The organism is Kouleothrix sp. 19917 (assembly GCF_057073505.1).
The window spans coordinates 5,176,068-5,200,399 of record NZ_CP097099.1; the positions used below are offsets into that span (position 1 = coordinate 5,176,068).

The window sequence follows — 24,332 nt, forward strand, 5'->3', positions numbered from 1 at the left end:
CGCCGCCGAGATATCTCGGCGGCGGTTCTGTTTTTGCGTTTGTAATCGGCTAGCGCCCGGCAATCAGCGTTGCCTGGCTGAGAATGTTCCACACGACATTTGGGAACAAGCCCAGCAGCAGCACCAGCACCGTCGAAACGATCAGCGTCGCGTTCATCGCGGGCGGGGTCGTCACCGGCTCGGTGGACGTGGGCGGGTTCATCCACATCGCCTTCAGGAAGCCCAGGTAGTAGTACAGGCTCACGACGGTCATCGCGACCGAGATCGAAACGACCAGCAGCGCGCCCGACTGGTAGCCCGCCATAAAGACGAAGAACTTCGCCCAGAAGCCCGACAGCGGCGGCACGCCCGCCAGCGAGAGCACCAGCACCGTCAGCATCAGCGTCAGGCCGATGTTGCGCCGCCACAAACCGTTCAGGTCGCTCATGTCATCGCCGCCCACAGCATCGCGAATAACGGCCAGCGCGCCAAACGCGCCCAGGTTTGTCACGGTATAGGCGATCAGGTAGTAAATCAGCGAAGCGGTGCCGAACGTTCGGTCGCTCACCGACGACGAAGTCCACAGCAGGATCGCCAGCAGCAGGAAGCCCGCGTGGCCAATGCTGGAATAGGCCAGCAGGCGCTTGGCGTTCTTCTGCGGCAGCGCCGACAGGTTGCCAAACACAACCGTCACCAGCGCAATAATCGCCAGCAGGCTCGTCCAGCCGCCAAAGCCGCTTTCAAAGCCCGGCTTGCCAGCCAGCGCCGGGAAGGCCGTTACGAGCACGCGATACAGCAGCAGAAATCCCGCTGTCTTCGAGGCTGTCGAGATAAATGCGGTAATCGGGGTTGGCGCGCCCTGGTACACGTCGGGCGACCAGCTGTGGAATGGCACCACCGCGACTTTGTAGCCAATACCAGCAATGATGAAGATCACCGACAGCGTCAGCAGCGAGCCATTCGGGCTGGTTGCGCCGGCCTTGGCGATCTCGGAGAATAGCGTAGCAATAATTGGCTGGCCGCCGGCCGCGAGGTTCGCGCTGGCCGTGAAGCCATAGGCCAGGCTCATGCCATACAGCAGAATGCCCGATGACAGCGCGCCAAACAGGAAGTACTTAATTCCCGCTTCGGCCGAGGTACGCTCGTTGCGGAAGTAGCCCGCCAGAATATAGAGCGAAATCGACGACAGCTCCAGCGCGATATAGGCCAGAATGAGTTCCGACGAGGCCGCCATAAAGTTCATGCCGGCGGTCGAGAACAGGATGAGCGCATAGAACTCGCCCGGGTTGCCCGATGGCCGGTAGTCGAGCGCCAGCAGCGTCGTCAGAAACGCCGCGCCAATAAAGGTCAGGCGCGCAATCATCGTCAGGTTGTCGGTGGCAAATGCGCCCAGAATGGGCGAGCCGCCCGGCCCGCCGGCCTGCAAGTTGCGGCCCAACGCCATCAGGTACGCTACCAGGCCGTTGGTATCGGCGGTTGGCTCGGGAATAGTGAACAGATACTTGCTCTGCACCAGCCCGACCAGGAACACAAAGCCCAGGCCAATCGCCGTAAGCTGGCCAGCCGCCTTGCCGCGCTCCAGCTGCGACTGCGCATCAGTGCCCCAGCGCTCCAGCACGTCGGTGCCCAGCACCAGCAGGGCCAGCGCGAACAGCATCAGTTCGGGCAGCAGCCGCGGGATATCGGTGATTTGAAACGTCACGTAACACTCCTAGAACTCAGGAGTCAGGTGTCAGAACTCAGCATGAAGCGACGCAGGTGTTGCAATCCACAAAGGGCAAGCCCGGCTTCTGGCCCTGAATTCTGAAACCCGAATTCTACCTATGGTTATCGCCCCAGTGTCAGCGTCCCCGCCTGCTGGATGGCCTGGGCAATTGGCTGCACGCCGCTGCCAATCATTTCGGTCAGGATGCTTGGGTACAGGCCCGTAATCAGGATCACCGCCGCCAGGATCGACGCGCCAGTGTATTCCTGCCAGGTGAGCTTCGGCAGCGAAAAGAAGCTCGGGTCTTTCACTTCGCCAAAAAACACGGTGTACACCGCGCGCAGAATATAGGCCGCCGTGATAGGAATCGAGATCGCCGCCAGAACCGAGATCAGCGGGAAGCGATCCCACATGCCCATAAAGATGTTGAACTCGGCCCAGAAGCCGGCGAAACCCGGCATGCCCATCGACGACAGACCCGCGAGGATGAACACAAACGCCGCAAAGGGCATGATTTTCGCCATGCCACCGAGCTCGGGGAACTGGCGCGTGTGTGTGCGCTCGTAGATCATGCGCCCAACCACCGCAAAGAACAGCGCCGTCATCACGCCGTGTGCAAACATCTGCAGCACCGCGCCAATCAGGCCGATCTCATTGCCAGTTGCCAGACCCATCACCACCAGGCCCATATGGCTCACCGACGAGTAGCCGATCATAAACTTGAAGTCGCGCTGCGTCATGGCAATGGTCGCGCCATACACCGCGTTGATCAGCGTCGCAATCGCAATCGGCAGCAGCCAGTAGTGCGCGCCATCGGGCATCAGCCACATCGCGGCGCGCAAGCAGCCGTATGCGCCAAGCTTCATCAGCACGCCGGCATGCAGCATCGACACAGCGGTGGGCGCGGCCACGTGGCCAGTCGGGCTCCAAGTGTGGAAGGGGAACATGCCAGCCAGCACCGCAAAGCCCAGAAACAGCGGCGGGAAGAAGGCGATCTGGAAGTTGCGCGAGAACAGCGCCGACTGCGCCAGCAAGCGCATGTCGAAGGTTCGCAGGCCGCTACCGAAGTACAGCGCGATCATCCCAATAATGATCATCGCTGAGCCAGCCATCAGGTACAGCGTCAGCTTCATCGCGCCATATTCTTTGCGCGTGCTGCCCCAGATGCCGATCAGCAGATACATCGGCAGCACGGCCAGCTCGTAAAACACAAAGAACAGGAACAGATCGACCGACACGAACACGCCGTACACGCCAGCCGTCAGCAACAGCAGCAAAATCCAGTACTCGCGGGCGCGGTTTTCGATGTTCCAGCTCATCAGCGCGCCTGTGAAGATCACAAAGCCATTTAGAATGAGCATGGGCATGCTGATGCCGTCGACCGCCAGGATGTAGTTGATACCAACCTGCGGCAGCCAGGGTAATTCTTCCACAAACTGAAGCTTCTGCGCGCTGGTGTAGTCGTAGCCGAAGAACAGCAGCAGCGACAGCGCCAGCGAAATAAAAGCGAAGATCGTGCCAACCATCCGGATGGCATACGTCTGCTCGGGCTTCAGGAACATCATGATCACCGCAGGGATGAGCATGCTGAGCCAGATCAGGCTGAGCCAGGGCACACCGGGCAGGATCGCGTTAAGATCATACAGATACATAGGTCATCCCTAATCGATAGTCCCAAACCTCGATTGAGTGCTCGGTTGTGCGCGCCAGAACGCTTTCGCACGCCGGCGCAAACCGCACGCCTTTACGACAGAACCCTGGTAAACACATTCACCAGCGCGGTCGCCGTCTGGTTCGCAAGGTCCATAATTGGCGCCGGGTAGACGCCCAGGATCAGCAGCAGCACCAGCAGCGGCGCGGCCGCCAGGAATTCGCGGCTCGCCACGCGCATGTCGGGCAGCGCCTGACCGCCGTGGCCGGCATCCCAGCGCGGGTTGAGCGGGCCATTGAAGATGCGCGCATACATCTGCAGCAGCGCCAGCGCCGACACCACCAGGCCAATTGTGGCCAGCAGGGTGAAGAACGGCAGCGACGCCCAGGTGCCACGGAAGATAAAGAACTCGCCGACAAAGCCCGCCAGACCCGGTAAGCCCAGGTTGGCGAACATTGCCACACCCATCACGCCCGAGAACATCGGCATGACCTTGCGCAGCCCGCCCCAGTCGCGCAGGTTGTAGGTGCCGGTGCGCTGGTACAGGTAGCCCACCAGCAGGAACAGCGCGCCGGTCGAAAGGCCGTGCGCTACCATCTGCATCACCGCGCCATTGATCGCAATCGAGCGGCTTTGCGCATCAGCGGCGCTGTTCAGGGTCGCGGCGGCGGCAATTGCCAGCGCCACATAGCCCATGTGGTTGATTGAAGTGTAGCCAATCAGGCGCTTGATGTCGCCGCCAGTGTAGGAAAGCGCGCCAAACGCGCCCGCCACAATACCAATCAGCGCCAGCGCGCCAATCACCGGGCCGAAGAACTGCGCGGCATCGGGCACGAGCGGCAGCATAATGCGCAGCATGCCATACGCGCCCATCTTCGACATCACCGCCGAAAGCAGGATCGAGCCAGCCGTTGGCGCTTCGGAGTAAGCGTCGGGCAGCCAGGTGTGGAACGGCCACACCGCCAGCTTGATTGCAAAGGCAATGAAGATCGCCCAGAACGCAATCGAGGTATAGACGAGTGGGAAATTGCCCAGGTAGCTCGTGATGCCGACGCTCTCGACGTAACGGTAGATAATGTCTTGTAGCGTGCCGCTCGCCCCATCGACCGGCAGGCCCTGGCCGAGCCGGCCCAGCGTCACCAGATCGAAGGTTGCAATGCCAGCCGCGCGCGTCGCCACATAGAAGAACTGAAACAGCAGCAGCATGCCGACCGAGCCGCCCATGGTGTAGACGAAGAACTTAAAGGCGGCATAGCGCCGGCGCGCTTCGGGGTCGCGGCCCCAGTTCTGGATGATGAAGAAGGCCGGCACCAGGCTGAATTCCCAGAAGATAAAGAAGAAGAAGAAATTCAGCGCCACGAAGTAGCCGAGCATCGCCGCTTCCAGCAGAAACAGCAGCGCATAGTGCATCTTCACGCGCGCATCGACACTGAACGAAGCCAGCATCGCGATGGGCGTCATTGCAGTGGTAAGCAACACCAGCGGCAGGCTGATGCCATCCACGCCCAGGAAGTAATCAACCTTGATCGCGTCGATCCAGGGAATCTTCTCAACAAACTGGATCACGCCCTGGCCGTCGGCAACCAGGCTGGGGTTAAAGCCCGCCCACAGGAAGATCGCCAGCCCCAGCGACGTGAGCGACCACGCGGTCGCGCCGATTTTGACGATCCGATCGTCCATGCGCAGCGCGCCGCTGAGTGCCACCAGCAGCATGCCGACGAGCGGCGAAAGCACCAGAAAGGTCAGCCAGGGACCGTCACTAAATTGCAGATAGTTCATATGGTACTTTTCCATTGACCTGCCGCTTGCCCGCGCATAGCCGGCGGGAGCAAGCCGCAAAAGCTGATCGAGTACCGCCCCGCCCGAGGCAGAACGCGCGCGCAGCCCAGATTAGCTGCGTACGCCATACAGGTAAATAATGCCCAGGATAACCACGCCACCAAAAATCAGCGAGACATAGTCCTGAATCTTACCCGTCTCGGTGTGGCGGGCGGCATCGCCAACGGTATTCGTGCCGTCGGAAACCGCGTCAACGCCATCATTCAGCAACGTGTCGTCGATAATAAAGTTTAACCGGCCCAAGAACATTGTCAGCAGGCCCGTGCCGTTGATGACACCGTCGAGGATGGTGCGGTCGATCCAGTTCCATGCCACCGCCAGGCCATACGAAAGCCGGCCAAAGGTGCTGGCATAGATCTCGTCGAAGTAGAGCTTGCGGTTCAGCGCCCGGAAGACGCCCGGCATCATCCGCTCAAGCGGATCGGCATCTTCGGCACCAGCATAGGCGTTGCGGTACAGCGCATAGCCCAGGCCAATACCTGCAACCGCCAACAGCGTTGCAATGCCCGCCGTCAGCACATTGAACTCAGCCGCTTCCTGGCCAAAGAAGGTGCTCAGCCAGTGAAAGCCAGGCAAGTTCGCAAAGCCAGCGATTACCGCAAACACCGCCAGAATAATTAGCGGCACAGTCATGTTCCACGGGCTTTCGTGCGGGTCGTGCCCACCGTGGCCGTGGTCGTCGTGGCTGCCATGGCCGTGGTCGGCGCTGGCGTGATCAACCGCTTTCGGTTCGCTCGGTGCAGTCGCGACGCGCGGGTTATGGCCACGGAATTTCCCGAAGAACACTACCATAATCTGGCGCGTCATATAGAAAGCGGTCAGGAATGCCGCGATCGACAGGACGATCCAGACCACGAGATGGCCGTGGCCAAACGCGTCGGCCAGAATTTCGTCCTTGCTCCAGAAGCCGGCAAAGGGCGGAATACCCGCCAGCGCCAGGTAGCCAGCCATATAGGTCAGGAAGGTGATCGGCATGAACTTGCGCAGATTGCCCATGTTACGGATATCCTGCGCCGTATTCGAGTCGTGCCCGACCGTCGCTTCCATGCCGTGGATCACCGAGCCCGAGCCAAGGAACAGCAGCGCCTTGAAGAAGGCGTGTGTCAGCAGGTGGAAGATACCTGCCACCCAGCCGCCAATGCCCAGCGCCGCCACCATAAAGCCTAGCTGCGAAAGGGTCGAGTAGGCCAGAATGCGCTTGATGTCGAACTGTCCCACCGCAATCAGCGCCGCAAATAGCGCGGTGAATGCGCCAATGATCGACACAATCAGCAGCGCCGGGCCGCCGTCAGCCTGGAAGATCGGGTAGGTACGACCCACCAGAAAGACGCCCGCCGCCACCATCGTGGCCGCGTGAATCAGCGCCGACACAGGCGTGGGGCCTTCCATCGCGTCAGGCAGCCAGACATGCAGCGGGAACTGCGCCGACTTGCCAACCGTGCCGCAGAACAGCAGCAGCGCAATGCCGGTCGCAATGCTTATGCCCAGCACATTCGTCTCGCCGCCAATGCGCGCCAGGAACTCGGGGTTGAAAATCTGCCCCTCGCCCGTGCCGAAATCAAGCGAGCCAGCCTGGGTCCACAGGTAGACCATGCCCACCATAAACAGCACATCGCCCACGCGCGTGGTGATGAAGGCCTTCATCGCGGCCTGGCGCGGTGTAATCTGGTTCGGGTTCGCGTAGACCTTGTCGTACCAGAAGCCAATCAGCAGGTACGAGCACAGGCCCATCAGCTCCCACGCCATGAAGAACAGCAGCAGATTGCTCGACAGCAGCATCAGCAGCATCGAGGCGGTGAACAGCGAGATAAACGAGAAAAAGCGCGATTGCCGTGCGTCGTGGGCCATATAGCCCAGCGAGAACAGGTGAATACAGGTCGACGCAATCGTGACCATCATCAGCATCGCCGCCACTGCCGCGTCGATGTAGTAGCCCATGGTAAAGGCTGCATCGCCGCCAGCAGGCGCCCAGCGGAAGGTGCGCACGATATTCGCCTCAGGGAAGGCAAAGCCGTGTTCGCCACCCTCGCCCTCGGCAGCCGGAGCCTCGCCCTCGGCGTGTGCTTCGCCCGCCATTACCGCAGCCGTGCCATCGGGCGCAACATGCACGCCTTGCAGCACCTCCGCACCAACGCCCAGCGCCACAACTGTCGCGGCCACCATCAGGCCAATCGCCAGCCAGCCGCTCAGCGTCTTGCTCGCGCGTACCGGGGTCAGCGTAATAATCGCAAACCCAAGCAGCGGGAAGAGGGGGATCAGCCAGGCAGATTGAAGAAATACACCCATAGATAATGCCTCGCCACAGAATTCAGGAGTCAGGAGCCAGAATTCAGAACAAGCCCAAAGAACCGCAACTGCGCTTCTGACTTCTGAATTCTGATCCCTGAATTCTTACCCTTTCAACGTGTCGACTTCATCGGCGTTCACCGTCAGCCGCGAGCGATAGATCGCGATGATCATCGCCAGGCCCACCGCCGCTTCGGCCGCCGCCACCGTGATGATAAACAGCGCAAACACCTGGCCCGCAACCACATTTGGCTCCAGGTAGCGCCAGAACGCAACCAGGTTCAGGTTCACCGCGTTCAGCATAAGCTCAACACCCAGCAGGATGCCGACAGTGTTTCGCCGCGAGAGCGAGCCAAACAGCCCAATGCAGAACAGAGCGGCTGCCACCGCCAGCACCCAGGGCAACGGCACAGCGTCAACCATATTCATAGAAAACCTCTGATGTGTGAGCAAGCATTGGCGGTGCAGGCACCAGCCAGCGTGTTATTCCTGAACCTCGGGCGTTTGCGTGGTTGCGGCCAGGCGCAACGATTCGCCGCGCTTGCGCCGCACTTCGAGCTCTTCGGCCAGCGTCAGCACCCTGCGGCGCGCCGAGCGCTCCTCAAAGGCGATCACAATCGCGCCGATCAGCGCCACCAGCAGCAGCACCGAGGCTACCTCAAACGGCAGCAGGTACTCGCTCATAAAGGCTTTGCCGATCTCAACCGTCGAGGCAATCGCCGTTGGCGTAGCGCTCGGCTGCACCGCCCATTCATGATTGAACACCGCCGGCACAATCAGCAGACCAAACAGCGCCGCCGCCACGATCAGGGCGATCCACCAGCGCTGGTAGAGCTGGCGCACACCTTCACCGGTGACATGCCGCGTCAACATGATCGCGAACAGCACCAGGATCGAGATCGCGCCGACATACACAAGCACCTGCACGATCGCGATGAACTCGGCTTCCATCAGCAGGTACAGCGCGGCAACGGTGAAAAACGAGGCGATCAGCCACAGCGCAGCGTGAATAATATTCTTGACGGTCACCACCATCACCCCGGCGGCCAGCGTAAATGCTGACAGCACAAAGAAGATGACCATAATCAGAATATTCATTGTTCTATCCTTGCTTCCGACAACTTCATTTCGGCAGTGTATTGTATGGTATTTGGTCGCGCGCTATGGGAGCGACGCCGTGCCAAACACCTGATCCTGAGCCAGTTCAGCCGGCGTTTCGCCCGCTGGTCGGCGGTTCACATTCAACAGCCAGAAGAACGCGCCAACATTGATCGCGCCGGTAATCACCAATGCCACCAACTGCCGCAGCCACGCCTCGGTGCCAAGCCAGCCCAGCGGATTCACGCCACCAATCGTAATCGCCCATGGGCTTTGCGTGCACTCGCCAGTGCACCACAACATCACTGTCAGCCACAGCGCGGCGCTCAGGATGTTGATCAGTGCCAGCGGCAGCAGGAATTTCCAGGCGAAATTCATAAGCTGATCCATGCGCAGGCGCGGGAATGCGCCACGCAGCCAGACCATCACAAAAAACAGGAACCATGCTTTCGCGCCCAGCACAAAGGCCGAAACCAGCCCGCCCAGCGCCGGCACATAGTAGATCAGCTGCGGCACGCCCGGGAAGTTCCAGCCACCCAGGAAGATGATCGAGGCAACCACAGAGAGCGCATAGTTGAACAGGAACTGGCCCATATAGAACACGGCGAACTTCATGCCGCTGTATTCAGTCATATAGCCCGCGACAATCTCGGAATCTGCTTCGGGAATGTCGAACGGTGTGCGCTCGCCCTCGGACAGAATGCAGATGAAGAAGATCGCGAAGCCTACCAGGCCCACTGGCGTGAAAATAAACCAGCCCAGGCCAAGGTCGGGGATGTAGTTGCTCAGAGTTTTGCCAAGCAGCGGGATGCCGCCCTGCAGATCGGTGTAGCTGTTCAGGTTCATGGTGCCAGTGAATAGCACCATTGAGAGGAGCGCAATCACGGCAGGGATTTCGTACGACACCATCTGGGCCACTGCGCGCATCGCGCCCAGCAGCGCAAACTTGTTGTTCGAACCCCAGCCGCCCATCATCAGGCCCACCGCCGAGATCGACGAAATGGCGACCACAAACAGCACGCTGACATTGATATCGACCGGCGTGAGGCCGTAGCCCCACGGGATCACCGCAAACAGAAAGATCACTGGCGCGGTGGCGACAATCGGAGCAATCAGGTGCACCCATTTGTCGGCGGCGCGCGGCGTGATGTTTTCTTTGGTGAACATCTTCACGCCGTCGGCCACTGCCTGCAGCAAACCCGCCGGGCCGACGCGGTTCGGCCCCAGCCGGTCCTGCATGCGCGCCACAATCCGCCGCTCAAACCAGGTCATCATCATAAACGTCACCGGGGCGACGATCAGGATGAGCGTGGTGTTGATGATAAAGGTGATGACGTAAATCAGCCAGCTTGGCAAAATGCCATCAAAAATGGAAAGTAAGATGTCGATCATTCTCAAACCTCGTAATGCGCAGAACGCAGCGAGCGCGATGCCAGGCGCTACACACTACGTTTTAGCCGCGCTTGGCCAGATTGCCGGAGCGGATCGATTTCAAGCGCTCGACTTTATCTTCGGCCATTGCGGTGTTGGCCGGCACGCCACCCAGCAGGTTCTCGGCGGTGAAGGGAATGCCACCCGTGCTTACGGGGCGCGCGGCTACCGCAGTTGCGGGTGCTTCCACCTCGGCACCGGTATCGGTATCTACCGCCACGTCCTCGGCAACGTCGGCCGGGGCCGCGCCGCCAGCCTTGGCAGCATTGGCCGCGCGAATCGCCATCAGGCGCGCCAGTTTGTCTTCCGACATATTCTTGCCAACCGCAGCCATTGGCACGGCGGGCTTGGCAGCGGCGGGCTTGGCAGCACCGGCAGCTGGTTTCGCCGCAGCCGGGGCAGCCTTCTTCGGCGCAGCGGCGGCGCGTGGCGAAATGCCGATCGTGCCCGAGCGGCGCTTCATGTTGCCTTGCAGCTTCTTGTATGCGCCGTCTTTGACCTCGGCCCAGCGCGTCGGCGCCAGCGTCTCGTAGTAGGAAACCGGCCGGTCAAGACCAGCCTTATTCACCGTCATGCTGGAATGGTCGTCGGTCGCCAGCTCGAAATCGTGATCCATCTTGATCGCATCGAACGGGCAGACCTCGGCGCACAGGCCGCAGCTCATGCAGGCGTCGTATTCGATCATAAACTCCGACACCGCTGGCACCGGCTTGCCGGTGGTTGGGTCGGTCGCCTGGGTCATGTGAATGACCTGCGGCGGGCAGATGCGCTCGCACTGGAAGCACGAAGTACACAGCTCGTGGCCAGTGGCATCATCAAATAGCAAAATCGGGAAGTTACGAAACGCTTCGGGCAGCTGGAGGCGCTCTTCAGGGTACTGCACGGTAAACACGCCTGAGGTATCGGCGGGCGTGTCAACCTTTTTCGTAAATGCGCTAAAGAAGTGGCGGATCACCACGTCAAGGCCGGCAAGCATGCCCTGGCCGGCGCGCAGCTTGGGCTGGCCCCGATCGACAACATAGGCCTTGCCGCGTGCAAACTCAACGGTCATCGATCCACCTCGCCTAGCACAATATCAATACTTCCGAGGATCACCACCACGTCGGCGACTTTATGCCCGCGGCACATATCGCCCAGCGGCGTGAGGTTGATGAAGGAAGGCGCGCGCACTTTGTAGCGATACGGGCGTGCCGAGCCGTCGCTCACCAGGTAGAAGCCAAGCTCGCCTTTCGGGCTTTCGACGCGGCCATAGGCGTCGCCCGCCGGTGGCTTCAGCGCTTTCTGCCGGCCAATGCTCGCCATCGCCGAGTTGATATGCCCGCCAGTGGTGTCGGGCAGGCGTTCGATCACCTGCTGCACAATCCGGTAGCTCTGGCGCATCTCTTCGATCCGCACCAGGAAGCGGTCGTAGATATCGCCCACCGAGCCAATCGGCACGTCGAAATCCAGCTCGTTGTAGACGCTGTACGGCTCGGCCTTGCGAATGTCGTAGGCAATGCCGGAAGCGCGCAGCACCGGGCCAGTGACGCTGTACGATGCGGCCAGTTCCTTAGGCAGAATGCCCACGCCTTCCGAGCGCAGCATCAGGATTTCGTTTTCGCGCAGCAGCTTCTCGGTCTCGTCGAAGAAGGTCGGCAGACCCTTCATCAGGTCGTTCAGCAGCGGCATAAACTCGGGCGGCAGGTCGCGCACAATCCCGCCAAAGCGGAAGTAGTTGCACATCATGCGCGCGCCGCTCGCCATCTCGAACAGGTCGAGAATCTTTTCGCGCTCGCGCATACCGAAGGCCAGCGGCGTCTGCCACGCGCCCATGTCGTTGATCATAAACGCCACGGCTGCGGCGTGATTCAGGATCCTCGTCAGCTCGGCCATCAGCACGCGCAGGTAATTGGCGCGCTGCGGCACTTCAATGCCGGCCAGCTTCTCAACCGCCAGCGCCAGACCGAAGTTGTTCGCCATCGAGTTGAAGTAGTCGAGCCGGTCGGTGAAGGGCATCGACTGGATGTAGGTCGATACCTCGGCCAGCTGCTCGTGGTTGCGATGCAGGTAGCCAAACACCGGCTTCAGGTCGACAATCGTCTCGCCGTCGACGGTGACAATCAGCCGGAACACGCCGTGCGTGGAAGGGTGCTGCGGGCCGATATTAATCTGGAGCTCTTGTGTTTTTAGCATAGTTTTGCAGTTCTAGGGTTTTGATTTCTGAGCTGAAGAATTCCATTGAGCCGAAAACTCAGCATTCAAAACTAAACTTCGTCTCCGTCGCCCAGGTATTTGTCGCCCTGCTTCGGGAAGTCCTTGCGCATCGGGAAGCCTTCGAACTCGTCCCACATATACACGCGCGTCAGGTTCGGGTGGCCGGGGAAATCCACGCCATACAGGTCGAACGCTTCGCGCTCCTGTAAATCGGCACCGGGCCAGAAAGGCGTGATTGAGGGCACCATTGCGCGCTCGCGCGGCACTCGCGTTTTGATCACCAGCGGCGCGCCGCCCTCAAGGTGCAGGAAGTGGTACACAAGCTCAATTACGCCGTCACTGAAGTAGTCGACAGCGGTGAGGTTGGACAGGAACTCGTAGCCCAGCGTGTCGCGCACATAGGCCGCCACAGCGGGGATACGCTCGGCAAGCACCACAACGTCCTTGGTCGCCAGCAGGTCGGGCGGGCCTTCTTCGCCTTTTTTGCCCTTGGCGGGCGGCTCGGCGGCGTGACCGTTCGTGGGTTCCGGCTTCACTCGCTCCGGGGCCAGCGCGCCCGGCAGGTCACGCGTAAAACGCTCTTTCAGCTCGGCCGTGCTCATATCAGGCATTGCTCACCTCGGCCTTGCGCTTCAAGTCGTCGGCGGCAATTTCGGGGGCAACACCCACAGCCTTGTTCGGCCCTTCAAGGTCAACGCTGTCGTCCATAATCGGGAACGAGCGCGCCATCTCGGGGTGCTCAATCGTGCCGGTGCGCACTTCGCCCTGCAATGGCGAGCTAAACGGGCTCACCAGTGGCAGACCGCCCACCGGATCGATCAGCTTGCCATCGACTTCCAGGCCCTGCTTGCCAAAGGTCGGCACCGGGAAGTCGCGCGCTTCGCGTTTGCCATACCAGCGCACGCGGTTCAGCTTCTGGTCGTCGATCTGGGTTTGCAGCGTCATAATAGCGTGCAGCAGCGCCTCGGGGCGCGGCGGGCAGCCAGGAATGTACACATCCACCGGCACAAACAGGTCGATGCCGCGCAGCACATTGTAGCCATCGCGGAACGGCCCGCCCGAGGTTGCGCACGCGCCCATCGAGATCACATAGCGCGGCTCGGGCATCTGGTTGTACAGGCGCACCACCTGCGGGGCCATTTTCTTCGTCACCGTGCCAGCGACAATCATCAGATCGGCCTGGCGAGGCGAGGCGCGAAACATCTCAGCGCCAAAGCGCGCCAGATCGTAGCGCGAAAGGCCCGTCGCCATCATCTCAATCGCGCAGCACGCCAGGCCAAATGCCATCGGCCATACCGACGAGCGACGCCCCCAGTTGTAGAAGCGATTAATTGTGGATAAAAACACGCCCTGCTTTTCAAGCTCGAGCTGTGCATCAGTATCGTTCGCCATTGCTTGCACCTTGTACGGTTAGAACGGTTGCAGGTTCGCAGGTTTAAAGGCTGCGCGCCAATAAAGTTACGGCCGTGCAATCGCGGTTAAACCCACTCCAATGCGCCTTTGCGCCAGGCGTACACCAGGCCGCCGATCAGGATAAAAAGAAAAATCGCCATTTCAACCAGGGCAAACAAGCCCAATTGATTGAAGGCGACCGCCCAGGGGTAGAGAAACACAACCTCGATATCGAAGACCACAAAGGCCAGTGCGTACAGGTAGTACTGTACTTTAAACTGCACCCAGATGTCGCCAATCGCTTCCAGGCCACACTCGTACGTATCCAGCTTGATCTCGGTGGGGCGCGAAGGACGCAGGAAATACGCGCCTACCAGGGGAAGAATCGGGAACGAGGCAGCTGCAATGAAGAAGAGGCCGATGAACGCATAGTTTGCAAGCACGGCTGCGCTCCTTTGGTGATGAATAGTGCGCTCCCCACAGAGCGCATTGCCTTTCGTTGGAGGCCAGACCGCTCATTCCAAGCAGCACTGGCAATTGAGCGTCGGGCACCAAAACGTTTGCCCCAGCGGGCAAACGCTTATTTCAGATCGCGAATTATGGAATTGCGGCGTGCGCAGCCATAATAGTTGCGAAATGGTTAGGACCAAACGACTTTGATAAGTATATCACAGATGAATTGGGCGTGCAAACGTGGAGGGGAAGCCAAGCGCATTGCAATCGCGCGCAGCTAGCGAATGATGCGCATCTCAACTCGCCCGACGCGAATGATGTCGCCTTCTTCGACGCTTGCCGCATCGCGCACCTCGATTTCGTTCACGAAGGTGCCGTTGGTGCTGTTCAGATCTTCCAGCACCCAGGTGTTGCCCTGAAGTTCAAGCCGGGCATGTTGCGAGGAAAGAAAGGAGTCGTTCAGGGCGATTTCGCAGTTTTCCATGCTGCGCCCAATGATGTTGCTGGGGCCAAGCGGGAAATGCTTGCCAGCCGGCACGCCAGTGGTGCCCGCGTGCAGTACCATAAGCTGGCCGTAGGGGCTGGCACTTGCCGCGCTGGCTGGCTGCCCACCCGTACGCAGATCGCGCATAACAAAGCGCAAAACCTGCCATAAGAAGAAGTAAAGCAGCAGCACCACCGCCACGCGCAGCAGCAGCACCAGAATATCAATCGAGAAGTTGGTAGCGTCAAACATAGGTTGTTGAAGCCCACGGGGGGCTGCTAGCTTTCTTTAAACGTCAGCTCCAGGCCGCCCAGCGAAATCGTGTCGCCATCGCGCAGGGCTTTTTCCTCAATCTGCTCGCCATTCACAAAGGTGCCATTGGTCGAGCCCATGTCGTTGATCCAGAAGCGCCGCGCCCGGTAGCGCAGCTGCGCATGGTGGCGCGACACCCGTGTATCTTCCAGAATAATGTCGTTGTTCAGGCCGCGCCCAACCGTGAGCTGCGTGCTTTCCAGCGGAATGACATGGCGACCGCTCGGGGTATTCAGCAGCAGGCGCGTGCGCGATTGCGCGGGTTGGGCCTGGGCCGGCTGGAAAACCTGGGTGTGATCGGCAGCGGCCGGCGCGGGCGCAGCACTTGTTTCTGCCACCACCTGAATCGTGTGACGGCCCACTCCTGCGTCGGCGCTTAGTTCCACGCGCGGGTGCTCAAGCATCGCAAAGCCACGCTCCTGCGCCAGTTCGGCCAGGTAGGTCGCCATCTCACGCTCCATCTCGGCGCGAATGGGCTGGAAGGCGGTGAAATCCTGCGGGTTGAGAAAGGCGCGGTAGAAGTTGGGCACAATCACCCGGCGCACGCTGATGGTTTGCTGGGTCTCCATCGCGCGCTCAAGGCGCTTCGCGATTTCCGCCGGTTGAATCGGGCTGCGAAACAAGCGCGCAACCGACCCTTCGACCATGTTTTCCATGAAGGATTCGAAACGAGCCAGCGCGGACATCGCCACTCCTGTTTGCGTTGATTGTGCTATCGCAATGACACCGATATTGTACCATGAACACTCGCTGTGCAAGGCAGGATCATACCCTACTGCGCCGCTTCCGCCCGGCGTGCATGCGCCCGCCCGTAGTCGCAGTGTTCGCGCAGGCTGCATTTCGCGCAGCGCGGGCGCTCCCACACGCAGATACGCTGGCCGTGGTGCAGCATGTTCAGGTGGAAGTTCCACAGCACGTCGGCATCAGGCGGCAGCTGCGCAGCCAGCAATTCGTGCGCCTGCTCGGCATTCACTTTTGGCCCAATCAGGCCAATCCGCCCGCTGACGCGATGCACATGCGTGTCAACTGGCAGCACTGGCCTGTGGAAGCAGAACAGCAGCACCAGCGAGGCCGTTTTCGGCCCAACGCCCGGCAAGCTTTCCAGCCATGCCATACTTTCTTCTACCGGCAGTTCGGCCAGGAAATCAATCGACGGCGTGCCACGCTCGGCAATGATCTGGTTGAGTACCGCCTTGATGCGCGGGGCTTTGGCCTCGGCAAAGTTCGCGGGCGCAATTGCCTGCGCAATGGCGGCGGGCTCGGCGGCGGCAATCGCTTCCCAGCTACCGAAACGCGCCCACATCTGCTCGAATGCCCTGGCCTCGTTCGCCTCGGTGGTGCGGTGCGAGAGCATGGTCGAAATCAGCTCGTGGAGCGGCTCGCGGCGCGGCGTCCATGCCCGAATGCCATAGGTTTCGGCCAGCAGCCGGTAGATCAGCATGGCGCGCCCATCGTCTGCCAGCGACTGTGCTTCTGCCATAATTTCCCGCTCGGTCATATCGCGCTCCTTCCCTTTGCCCTGAGCAGAGCAGGGCAACATGTATGCCATTGCGCCCAACAAAAAAGCGGCGCGCCAGGAGTATTCCAAGCACGCCGCATACATGTTCGCCCAGGCAAGAATTAGCTGCCGCCCAGCAGGTTGCCAATGTCGATACCCGAGCCGCCGCTCGAGCTGGAGGGACGCGGCAGGTATTCGGCAATCGCCTTGGCCAGGTTCATCGTCGGCATGGTTTGCAGCCACACGCGCCCCGGGCCTTGCAGCGTCGCCAGGAACAAACCTTCGCCGCCAAACAGGATGTTGCGGAAGCCGCGCATCATCTCGATATCGAACGTGACCGTCGGCTCGTACATCGCAACGTGCCCGGTATCGACTTTCAGCATCTGGCCCGGCGCGAGGGTATATTCCACAATCTCGCCGTCGAGGCACACAAACGCCACACCCGGGCCGGTCAACTTCTGCATCACAAAGCCTTCGCCGCCGAAGAAGCCAGCGCCGAGTTTTTTGCGAAAGTGAATATCGAGCTGCACGGTTTTTTCGGCGCAGAGGAAGGCCTGCCGTTGCGCAATCATTTGCTGCCCGCCGGCAAGATTGACAGGCACGATCTTGCCTGGGAAATCCGAGGCGAACGACACAATTCCCTTGCCGCCCTGGCTGGTATATTCCACCAGAAACATCGACTCGCCCGAGATTGCGCGCTTGAACATTCCGCCAAGCCCGCCGCCCCGGCCAGTGGTCTGCATGGCGATATTGCCGCTCATCCAGGCCATGCCGCCACTTTCGGAATACACGGTCTCACCCGGATCAAGCTCCATAATCACCGCTTGCAGGGTTGTGCCAATGATCTGGTATTCCATGCCGGTGGTGCCGCGCCCGCGCATCGCGACTGTTGGCTCGGGCAGATCGAGGCGCTGGCCGGGCTGGTTGGTATACTCGCTCGCGCCACTTGAAAAGCTGCTCGCGGCTGCCGGCGCACTGGGGGGCGGGGCAGCGATTGGGGTGCCACACGTTGTGCAGAAACGAGCATTTGGGGCAAGCTCAGCGTCACAGGTTGGACAACGCACGTCGAAACTCCTTTCTGGACGAATACACCGAGGGTTAGCGCAGCAGAAAGCTACGCACAGAAAATTATATGCCTTGTAAAGCTATACGTTGGGGGAGCAGGCCAGGTTGCACAAAACAGAAAGATCCGCAAAAGCGGCGATTGCTGAGTGCCAGGCACCCTGCCGCGCTTTTGCGGATCATTCGGGGGAAACGAGCTAGTTGCCTTTGGTCAGCGTGGCCAGGAACTCAGGGTTGTTGCGCGTCTTCGACATACGCGTCAACACCAGCTCAGTGCCTTCATTCTCGCCAAGCATGCTCACCATGCGCCGCAATGTCCACACCTGGCGCAGGCTATCGCCCAGCAGCAGCTCCTCGCGGCGCGTGCCCGAGCGGGTGATGTCGATGGCGGGGAATACGCGCTTCTCGGCCAGCTTACGGTCGAGGTGCAATTCCATGTTGCCGGTACCCTTGAATTCCTCGTAGATCACATCATCCATGCGGCTGCCGGTATCAACCAGACAGGTCGCGATAATGGTGAGCGATCCGCCGTTCTCGATATTACGCGCTGCGCCAAAGAAGCGCTTGGGCGGGTACAGCGCCACCGGGTCGATACCGCCCGACAGTGTGCGGCCGCTGGGTGGCATATCGAGGTTGTACGCGCGCGCCAGGCGGGTGATTGAGTCCATCAGGATGACGACATCCTGCCCGCCTTCAACCAGGCGCTTCGCCCGGTCGAGCGTCATCTCGGCAACCTTGGTATGGTCTTCCACCGGCTCGTCAAAGGTCGACGAAATAACTTCGCCCTTGACCGAGCGCTTCATGTCGGTGACTTCCTCAGGGCGCTCACCAATCAGCAGCACCATCAGGTGAACATCGGCATGATTCGCGGTGATGCCGTTCGCAATCGACTTCAGCAGCAGCGTCTTGCCGGCCTTGGGCGGCGACACAATCAAGCCGCGCTGGCCGCGACCAATCGGCGCAATCAGATCGACCAAACGTGTCGCTAAGATATTTGGCTCGGTTTCGAGGTGCAGCTGTTCATTCGGGAAAATCGGCGTCAGCTGATCGAACGAGGGGCGTTTGCGCGCCGTCTCAGGGTCCATGTTATTAACAAGCTCAACGCGCAGCAGCGAGAAATAGCGCTCGCTCTCCTTTGGCGGCCGAATCTGGCCCCATACGCGGTCGCCCGTCCGCAGGCCAAAGCGGCGAATCTGTGATTGCGAAACATAGACATCGTCGGGGCCGGGCAGCAGGCGCGGGCCGCGCAAAAAGCCAAACCCATCCGACACAATGTCCAGCACGCCATCGCTCAGGCTGTGGCCGGCTTCTTCGGTTTGGGCCTGCAGCAGTTTGAAAATCAAATCCTGCTTTTTCAGGCCACTTACCCCGCTGATGCCGCTGACGCGCGCCATTTCGCGCAAATCATTTAATGTTTTCGTTTCCAGCTCAGCGACATTCACTACCGGTGTGCGATCGCGTGTTTCGATCAGCTCAGCCGGCGCCTCGTGATTATTCTTCATCCGTATACGTGGCACACGTAACTCCCATCACCGGTGATACAGCCCACCGGTACATAGAACCCGCGCCCTTATCCTGCCGGGAAAAACTGTAGTGAAGGAATGGCAGGGAACTGCCGCGCCGTTGCCTGCATGCCGTTCGAAAAGGCACGCGCTATGACACGACCAGGGTAAACAATTGTAAACAGGGCAACCAGCAATAGTGACAGCAGCTACCGCCGCTTCACTGCACCCATATCGTTGATTAGCGCTTCCATAGCACCTACCGCGCCAACGACATATGAAATTCTGATCTGAGTTCGCAACGCATTCATGAGGATGATTGCAGACGTACAGGACTCACTTGTTGTTATTGAGGTTTGCGCCGGGCTGCATCACAGCATGCAACTGCGCATATGCGGCAGAAATCTGAACACAGCCTGGGGGATACAACCGAAATATGATAGAGCGGGGTAGCGCTATCCAGGTAATAGAGGATGCTTATGCAACGCTTTAACCTGTAGGCACCATTATAGCATAGTTGTCAAGCATACGCCAACAGCCAAAATAAACGACCCTTGCGCTTTTGGGATTTTCCGGTCCGAAGGAACATGATAACACCGCAAAACCCTTTGCATGATTTATGACATTAGCATCTCAGTCGTCGAAAAATTTGTCTTTGGAAAGCCCAGGACATGCGATCGCCCTTGACACCGACCTGGCAAACGCGTATAATCATTAGGGTTTTTTAGGCCATTGCAATGGTTCAGAACAAGTGGTCTAACGCATTTAAGCGACGTAAAAGTTGTATAGTATTATAAAGTGTAAGAGGTTCTCGCACTGCTAGCAGTTTCTTTTAGCCGTTCGCACTGCTGCATATAATGCAATGGCGCTGTGAATAAAAGCACGAACAGCGCGGCTGTAAAGGATTGAAAAGAGAAACTCTGGCGGGGAAATCGTTGACAACCGATTGCCTGCATAGTATAATTTTAGAACAAATTTTCTATAGCGTGAGATGTAGTTGCACGTCCGCTGGTTGCTCTTGAGTCTGTTTCTGTTGATAGGGTGTGGGCAACCACTCCAGATCAACCAGCCTTCGGCGCAAGCACCAGCTGCTTCCTCGCCAGCGGTGCCAGCTGCGCCAACAGTGGAAGTTGAACAACCAAGCGCAACAAGCATACCATCCGCGCCGGTCACCGAGCTGCCAGCAGCGGCGCCGACACAGATCAGCGCCCCTGCGGTGGGCGCAACCGAATCGCCAGTGACTTTATCGCCGACCTCGCCGTCAATTGTTGTGGTGCCGCGCACAGCGGTTCCACTGGACAATTTGCAGCGCTGGCGGGCGCACGAACTAAGTCGCGAGGCATTTGCCGAGCCGCGTACTTACAGAGCAAATCAGCCGACAGCACTGTTCTGGTTCGACCCGGCTAACGAGCAGATCGTGGAAATCGGCACCATTATCGGGGCGTTTCCAGCTCAGGCACAATTTACGTTACGCGATACAAATCAGCCCGCGCTGGAAGTGATCTACCGCATTAATAGCGACTTTGGGCTGACATCAATCTCAGAAGCATTACGCGCACGGATGCGGGCCGCAAACTCGGGCGAATCGGTTGAAGCCTACGTTCTTGTATCTGAGGCGGTAACTATCCAGCAATAAACGCTCAGCAGGAGTTGCTGAATTGCATAACGACAATTTTGCTCCTACAACTTGTGCTCTTTCATCCAACCGCAGCTCAACGGACGAATGAATCTCTATGATTATCGTCCGCGGGGCTCTTTCTCTTTAAAAAGGATTATGAATACTCAATTTCATAAACTATACAATGTATCATCTGTGCATTGCGCCTGTTCGTCATCGCGCATCACTGCAAGGAGGCATTAATGAGCAGCCGGTACCTTGATATGATGCGTAGCCAACGCCGGCGAGGAAATGGTTTTCAGTTCACCTCAAAAACCTTGCTTGCCATCCTCGCAATTATTGCGATGGTTGGCTCAGCTGTGTACTGGTGGGGCGTACAATCAACCCTCATCCCAAATAATAAAATTGTGGCGATTGCATTCACCGCGATTCTCGTCCTAGCGCCGCCAAGTCTGGTGAGTTTCCTTATTCCCTGGAGCCCGGGCGGTATGCTGCTTCAGAAAGTGAATGCAAAAACATGGGGCTATGCGGTGGTCATCGCCTGTTCGATCTATCTGCTTTACTACTCATTTCAGATCCAGTGGAGCTGGTGGGCCGCGCAGCAGGTTGTTGCCGAAAGCGGCTTGATCTATCAGCAGGTCTTTGTGGGGATGATTGGCTTTATCATCATTCCCGCGTTGCTGTGGACGCCAGTTTCTTCTGACGAGCTGGTTGAGCAGGTTCGGCAGGCGCATCTTGTGAAGCGCTACGAGTTGCAAACCCAGGCCGATATCGCTATTCTCCGCGCCACGCTGCTGCGCGCGCAGGAAAAAGCGCTGGTGGGTTTCGCGAACCTGACGGTAGATGAGCGCGAAGAGCTTGCCGCCGTGATGCGCAGCCTGGTAGGTGGCATCGACCGGACGCTGCGCGAAGTTGGCCAGACGGTGAAAACCGTGAGCGGCGTGGCAATGCCATTTGACGGCATGCTCGACGACAATGAAGATATTCGCGATGTGCTCGAATATATTAGCGAAAGCCTGACACGCTCCACGCTCACCACCCGCGCCGATGCAGAGCGCCACGAAATGGCACTTCAGGCACCGCAAGAAGCTGAGTACGAAGAGCGCCGGCCCACCAGCCCACGCATCGACCCACGCGAGGCCCGCTATTACCAGAATGAAGCGCGCCGCCGTGGCCAACGCAACGACGACTACGAGGGGTAGCTATGCGCGGACGGCAATACGCAACCGGTGGCGCGCTTCCTGAGCGCGACCTGCAAGAATTGAGTGATATGCTGGCGATGCGCCTGTATCAGAAAATGGGGCGGCGCGCTTACCGGCTCACGCGGCAGGATGTGGCCGAGCTGATTGAGCCATACACCGCTGATCTCATTATGGAAGATCGCTCGATGGTGCCGTGGATGGTGTGGGATCTCCTGCAAGAAGGCATGGAGATCGAATACCAGATGCGTTAAGCCGAGGCGCAGTTGCAAGAAGGCGGGGCCAGCAGTGGCGCCCGCCTTTTTCTATGGATATATAAAGCTATGAACAAGCGCGTTGGCTTATTTGGCGGCTCGTTCGACCCCATTCACTATGGGCATCTGGCGATTGCGGAAGATGCGCACCTGGCGCTTGGCCTTGAGCGCGTCATTTTCATGCCCGCAGCCCATCAGCCCCTTAAGCAAGGCCAGCATGGCGCTGCGCCGGAAGCGCGCCTGGCGATGGTTCGGCTTGCCTGCGCCGCAAACCCGGCATTCGAAGTGTCGCCGCTGGAGATCGAGCGCGCCGGCCCTTCGTATACGATCACGACGCTGGAAACGCTTGTTGCCGAGCGCGGCGAGCTGGTGCTGCTGCTGGGGGCCGACGCCGCCGCCGACCTGCCACGCTGGCGCGCAGCCGAGCGCATTACGGCGCTGGCGCAGCTTGCGGTGATTGAGCGCCCCGGCCAGCATTTCGACGCGAGCAAACTCCTGGCAGCCCTGCCCCAACTCACGGATCGCCTCGCCGTCCTCGCGGGTCCGCAGATCGACATTTCCAGCACAATGCTGCGCCAGCGCGCCACCACCGGCCGTTCATTGCGCTACCTCACCCCCGACCCGGTGGCAGAATATATTCAAACTCATCAGCCCTATGGCATGCCTACCGAGAAAGCTTAGGGGCAAAGTCTTTGCCGCCCTGCCAGCTTTTCAGGTAGGAATATGGCGCGATTTCGCCCCGGCGCGTGGCCCAGTCGTCGGGCGTGGTGGGGTGGGAAATACCGAAATGCAGATGTGGCTCGGTGGCAGCAGCATCGCCACTTTTGCCACTCAGGCCGAGCAACTGGCCCATTTCGATCCGCACACCCGGCGCGATGCCATCGGCGATTGCCGAAAGATGCGAGCCGTAGTAGCGCACGCCGTCGTCGCCAATGATCGCGACCGACAGGCCGCCGCGCGTTGCACCATCATTCACCTTCGGGTCCCACACATCCTCGCGGCTCACAAAATCAACGACGCCGTTTGTGACCGCCACAAACTCGCTGCCAACCGGGCAGAAAATGTCGGCGGCGGGGTAATCGTGGTGAAAGCGCCCGTAGCTGATTTTGCCTTTGCTGCGCACAGGAAACGTATGCTGAATGGCAGCCGGCGCTGGCGTGGCAGGCATGGGTGTGGAAGAGGGTTTTGCGGTTGGCGTGGCGCTTGGGCTCGGCGTGGCGCTTGGGGTTTGTGATGGGCTCGGGGTGGGCGTAGAGCTTGCTTGCGGCGTTGCAGTAGCGTTAGGCAGTGGCGTATTCGTTAGCAGGGGCGCGGTGGGCGAAACCGGCCGCAGCGTTGGCGCGGGAACGGAGATGGGCGCTTTAGCGGCGGGGCGAGCGCAACCAGCAAGCGCAAACAGCGCCAGGACGAGCAAGCAGCGTGGCAGGCGGGTGTTCATGCCCGCATTCTACCACACGGCGCCGCCAGGCGTGCTTACGCTTCCTGAATCGCATAGCCGCGCTTTTGGAGCGCGTATTCGATGCCGGCCTGCAAGTTCGAGCGCGTGACGATATTGCGCAATTCAACGCCAAGCTGCACAATCGTCTGGGCGATTTCGGCGCCAATGCCCACCAGCACCACCTGCGCACCAAGCAAATTCACCGCTCGCGCCATCTGAATCAGGTAATTCGCCACTCCCGTATCAACCACCGGCACGCCAGTAATGTCAAGAATTAGCACGTCGGCCTGGTTGCCAACGATCTGCTCAAGTGCCGCTTCCATGATTTGCGTAGCGCGCCGCGAATCGACTGCGCCAGTGAGTGGCAGCACCAGCACCCCTTCGAAGACCGGGACGATTGGCGTTGACAGCTCCTGAATGAGCTGGCCCTGGTAGGCCAGCGCTTCTTCGCGCTCAGCAAGCATATTCTGCGCATTCACCATAATTGAGTTGTAGGCCGTAGCAATGGCGAGGACAATCTCGTGAATAGCCGTTTCCACCTCTTTGACGAGTGCAGTATCCCCGCCACCAGCGCTGAACACTCGCTCCATCACCGCCCAGATTTGCTGGCGCGTAATCTGCGCTGCCACAACCACATCTTTCAATTCGACTTTGGCACTTGCGCGCTGCTGGCCAAGCTCGCCAGCAAATGCTTGCAATCCTTCAAAATTTCCTGTTTCCACCGCTTGAGCGAGACTATTGATCAGGCCTGAACCCATCGCAAGAATCGAAGCGCGTGGCACCTGGCTATACGACTCCGACGATTTTGCCGAAATGCCATCAGCGATGTGCTCGGCAATAGACTGCTGTTCGGCTCGCAGTGCGTCGATTAATTGCTGTTTCAGTGGCTGCATATCAACTCATTCCTTCGCACAAACGCAATGAATGTTTTACAACAA

Annotated in this window: 23 protein-coding genes; 4 read left to right on the forward strand and 19 right to left on the reverse strand. The window is 59.4% G+C overall.

The window, feature by feature from the left end:
- Positions 1-49: 49 nt before the first annotated feature.
- From M1P90_RS20955 to rho, 17 genes are all read right to left on the reverse strand, one after another.
- On the reverse strand, positions 50-1,636 hold the full coding sequence (locus tag M1P90_RS20955) for an NADH-quinone oxidoreductase subunit N (RefSeq protein WP_483704663.1): 1,587 nt from the start codon (positions 1,634-1,636) through the stop codon (positions 50-52).
- A 170-nt stretch (positions 1,637-1,806) separates the two neighbouring features.
- Positions 1,807-3,336 (reverse strand): complex I subunit 4 family protein, encoded by a 1,530-nt coding sequence (locus tag M1P90_RS20960; RefSeq protein ID WP_483697257.1) that lies wholly within the window; start codon positions 3,334-3,336, stop codon positions 1,807-1,809.
- Positions 3,337-3,428: 92 nt separating this feature from the next.
- A complete protein-coding gene (locus tag M1P90_RS20965) occupies positions 3,429-5,114 on the reverse strand; it encodes a complex I subunit 4 family protein (RefSeq protein ID WP_483697258.1) in 1,686 nt (561 codons plus the stop codon).
- Positions 5,115-5,225: 111 nt separating this feature from the next.
- A complete protein-coding gene (nuoL, locus tag M1P90_RS20970; protein WP_483697259.1) occupies positions 5,226-7,460 on the reverse strand; it encodes an NADH-quinone oxidoreductase subunit L in 2,235 nt (744 codons plus the stop codon).
- A 105-nt stretch (positions 7,461-7,565) separates the two neighbouring features.
- Entirely contained in the window at positions 7,566-7,883 is a 318-nt protein-coding gene (gene nuoK / locus M1P90_RS20975) for an NADH-quinone oxidoreductase subunit NuoK (protein ID WP_483704665.1), read from the reverse strand.
- A gap of 60 nt (positions 7,884-7,943) precedes the next feature.
- Positions 7,944-8,558 (reverse strand): NADH-quinone oxidoreductase subunit J family protein, encoded by a 615-nt coding sequence (locus M1P90_RS20980; RefSeq protein ID WP_483697260.1) that lies wholly within the window; start codon positions 8,556-8,558, stop codon positions 7,944-7,946.
- Positions 8,559-8,621: 63 nt separating this feature from the next.
- Positions 8,622-9,950, reverse strand: a complete 1,329-nt coding sequence (gene nuoH, locus M1P90_RS20985; RefSeq protein ID WP_483697261.1) for an NADH-quinone oxidoreductase subunit NuoH — start codon at positions 9,948-9,950, stop codon at positions 8,622-8,624.
- A gap of 61 nt (positions 9,951-10,011) precedes the next feature.
- On the reverse strand, positions 10,012-11,040 hold the full coding sequence (locus M1P90_RS20990) for a 4Fe-4S dicluster domain-containing protein (RefSeq protein WP_483697262.1): 1,029 nt from the start codon (positions 11,038-11,040) through the stop codon (positions 10,012-10,014).
- Positions 11,037-12,161, reverse strand: a complete 1,125-nt coding sequence (locus M1P90_RS20995; protein WP_483697263.1) for an NADH-quinone oxidoreductase subunit D — start codon at positions 12,159-12,161, stop codon at positions 11,037-11,039. Before M1P90_RS20995 ends, M1P90_RS20990 begins: the two co-directional genes overlap by 4 nt.
- 71 nt (positions 12,162-12,232) lie before the next feature.
- Positions 12,233-12,793, reverse strand: coding sequence for an NADH-quinone oxidoreductase subunit C (locus M1P90_RS21000; protein WP_483697265.1), 561 nt, complete (start codon positions 12,791-12,793; stop codon positions 12,233-12,235).
- Positions 12,786-13,574 (reverse strand): NADH-quinone oxidoreductase subunit B, encoded by a 789-nt coding sequence (locus tag M1P90_RS21005; RefSeq protein WP_483697266.1) that lies wholly within the window; start codon positions 13,572-13,574, stop codon positions 12,786-12,788. The genes M1P90_RS21000 and M1P90_RS21005 overlap by 8 nt, the downstream gene beginning before the upstream one ends.
- An 86-nt stretch (positions 13,575-13,660) precedes the next feature.
- Positions 13,661-14,017, reverse strand: coding sequence for an NADH-quinone oxidoreductase subunit A (locus M1P90_RS21010; protein ID WP_483697267.1), 357 nt, complete (start codon positions 14,015-14,017; stop codon positions 13,661-13,663).
- A 287-nt stretch (positions 14,018-14,304) separates the two neighbouring features.
- Positions 14,305-14,763 carry an FHA domain-containing protein gene (locus tag M1P90_RS21015; RefSeq protein WP_483697268.1) on the reverse strand — a complete coding sequence of 153 codons (459 nt, stop codon included), beginning with the start codon at positions 14,761-14,763 and terminating at the stop codon, positions 14,305-14,307.
- Positions 14,764-14,789: 26 nt separating this feature from the next.
- Positions 14,790-15,509, reverse strand: coding sequence for an FhaA domain-containing protein (locus M1P90_RS21020; protein WP_483697269.1), 720 nt, complete (start codon positions 15,507-15,509; stop codon positions 14,790-14,792).
- Positions 15,510-15,595: 86 nt separating this feature from the next.
- Positions 15,596-16,321 (reverse strand): endonuclease III domain-containing protein, encoded by a 726-nt coding sequence (locus tag M1P90_RS21025; protein WP_483697271.1) that lies wholly within the window; start codon positions 16,319-16,321, stop codon positions 15,596-15,598.
- Between the two features lie 122 nt (positions 16,322-16,443).
- Positions 16,444-17,385 carry a TIGR00266 family protein gene (locus M1P90_RS21030; protein WP_483697272.1) on the reverse strand — a complete coding sequence of 314 codons (942 nt, stop codon included), beginning with the start codon at positions 17,383-17,385 and terminating at the stop codon, positions 16,444-16,446.
- Between the two features lie 195 nt (positions 17,386-17,580).
- The gene (gene rho, locus M1P90_RS21035) at positions 17,581-18,825 is read right to left on the reverse strand and encodes a transcription termination factor Rho (protein WP_483704667.1); all 1,245 of its coding nucleotides are present in this window, start codon (positions 18,823-18,825) and stop codon (positions 17,581-17,583) included.
- 1,183 nt (positions 18,826-20,008) lie between these two features.
- Here rho and M1P90_RS21040 point away from each other — a divergent pair.
- The 4 genes from M1P90_RS21040 to nadD all read left to right on the forward strand — a co-directional run bounded on the left by M1P90_RS21040 (position 20,009) and on the right by nadD (position 22,637).
- Entirely contained in the window at positions 20,009-20,521 is a 513-nt protein-coding gene (locus M1P90_RS21040) for a hypothetical protein (protein ID WP_483697273.1), read from the forward strand.
- Between the two features lie 224 nt (positions 20,522-20,745).
- Complete coding sequence (locus tag M1P90_RS21045; protein WP_483697274.1) at positions 20,746-21,705, forward strand: hypothetical protein; 960 nt, start codon at positions 20,746-20,748, stop codon at positions 21,703-21,705.
- A gap of 2 nt (positions 21,706-21,707) precedes the next feature.
- Positions 21,708-21,956, forward strand: a complete 249-nt coding sequence (locus M1P90_RS21050; protein ID WP_483697275.1) for a hypothetical protein — start codon at positions 21,708-21,710, stop codon at positions 21,954-21,956.
- A 69-nt stretch (positions 21,957-22,025) separates the two neighbouring features.
- A complete protein-coding gene (nadD, locus tag M1P90_RS21055; protein WP_483697276.1) occupies positions 22,026-22,637 on the forward strand; it encodes a nicotinate-nucleotide adenylyltransferase in 612 nt (203 codons plus the stop codon).
- Here the strand turns inward: nadD and M1P90_RS21060 are convergent.
- Both M1P90_RS21060 and M1P90_RS21065 read right to left on the reverse strand, forming a co-directional pair.
- On the reverse strand, positions 22,621-23,394 hold the full coding sequence (locus M1P90_RS21060; protein ID WP_483697277.1) for a M23 family metallopeptidase: 774 nt from the start codon (positions 23,392-23,394) through the stop codon (positions 22,621-22,623). The genes nadD and M1P90_RS21060 overlap by 17 nt on opposite strands.
- A 35-nt stretch (positions 23,395-23,429) precedes the next feature.
- Entirely contained in the window at positions 23,430-24,287 is an 858-nt protein-coding gene (locus M1P90_RS21065) for an STAS domain-containing protein (protein WP_483697278.1), read from the reverse strand.
- Positions 24,288-24,332: the final 45 nt, after the last annotated feature.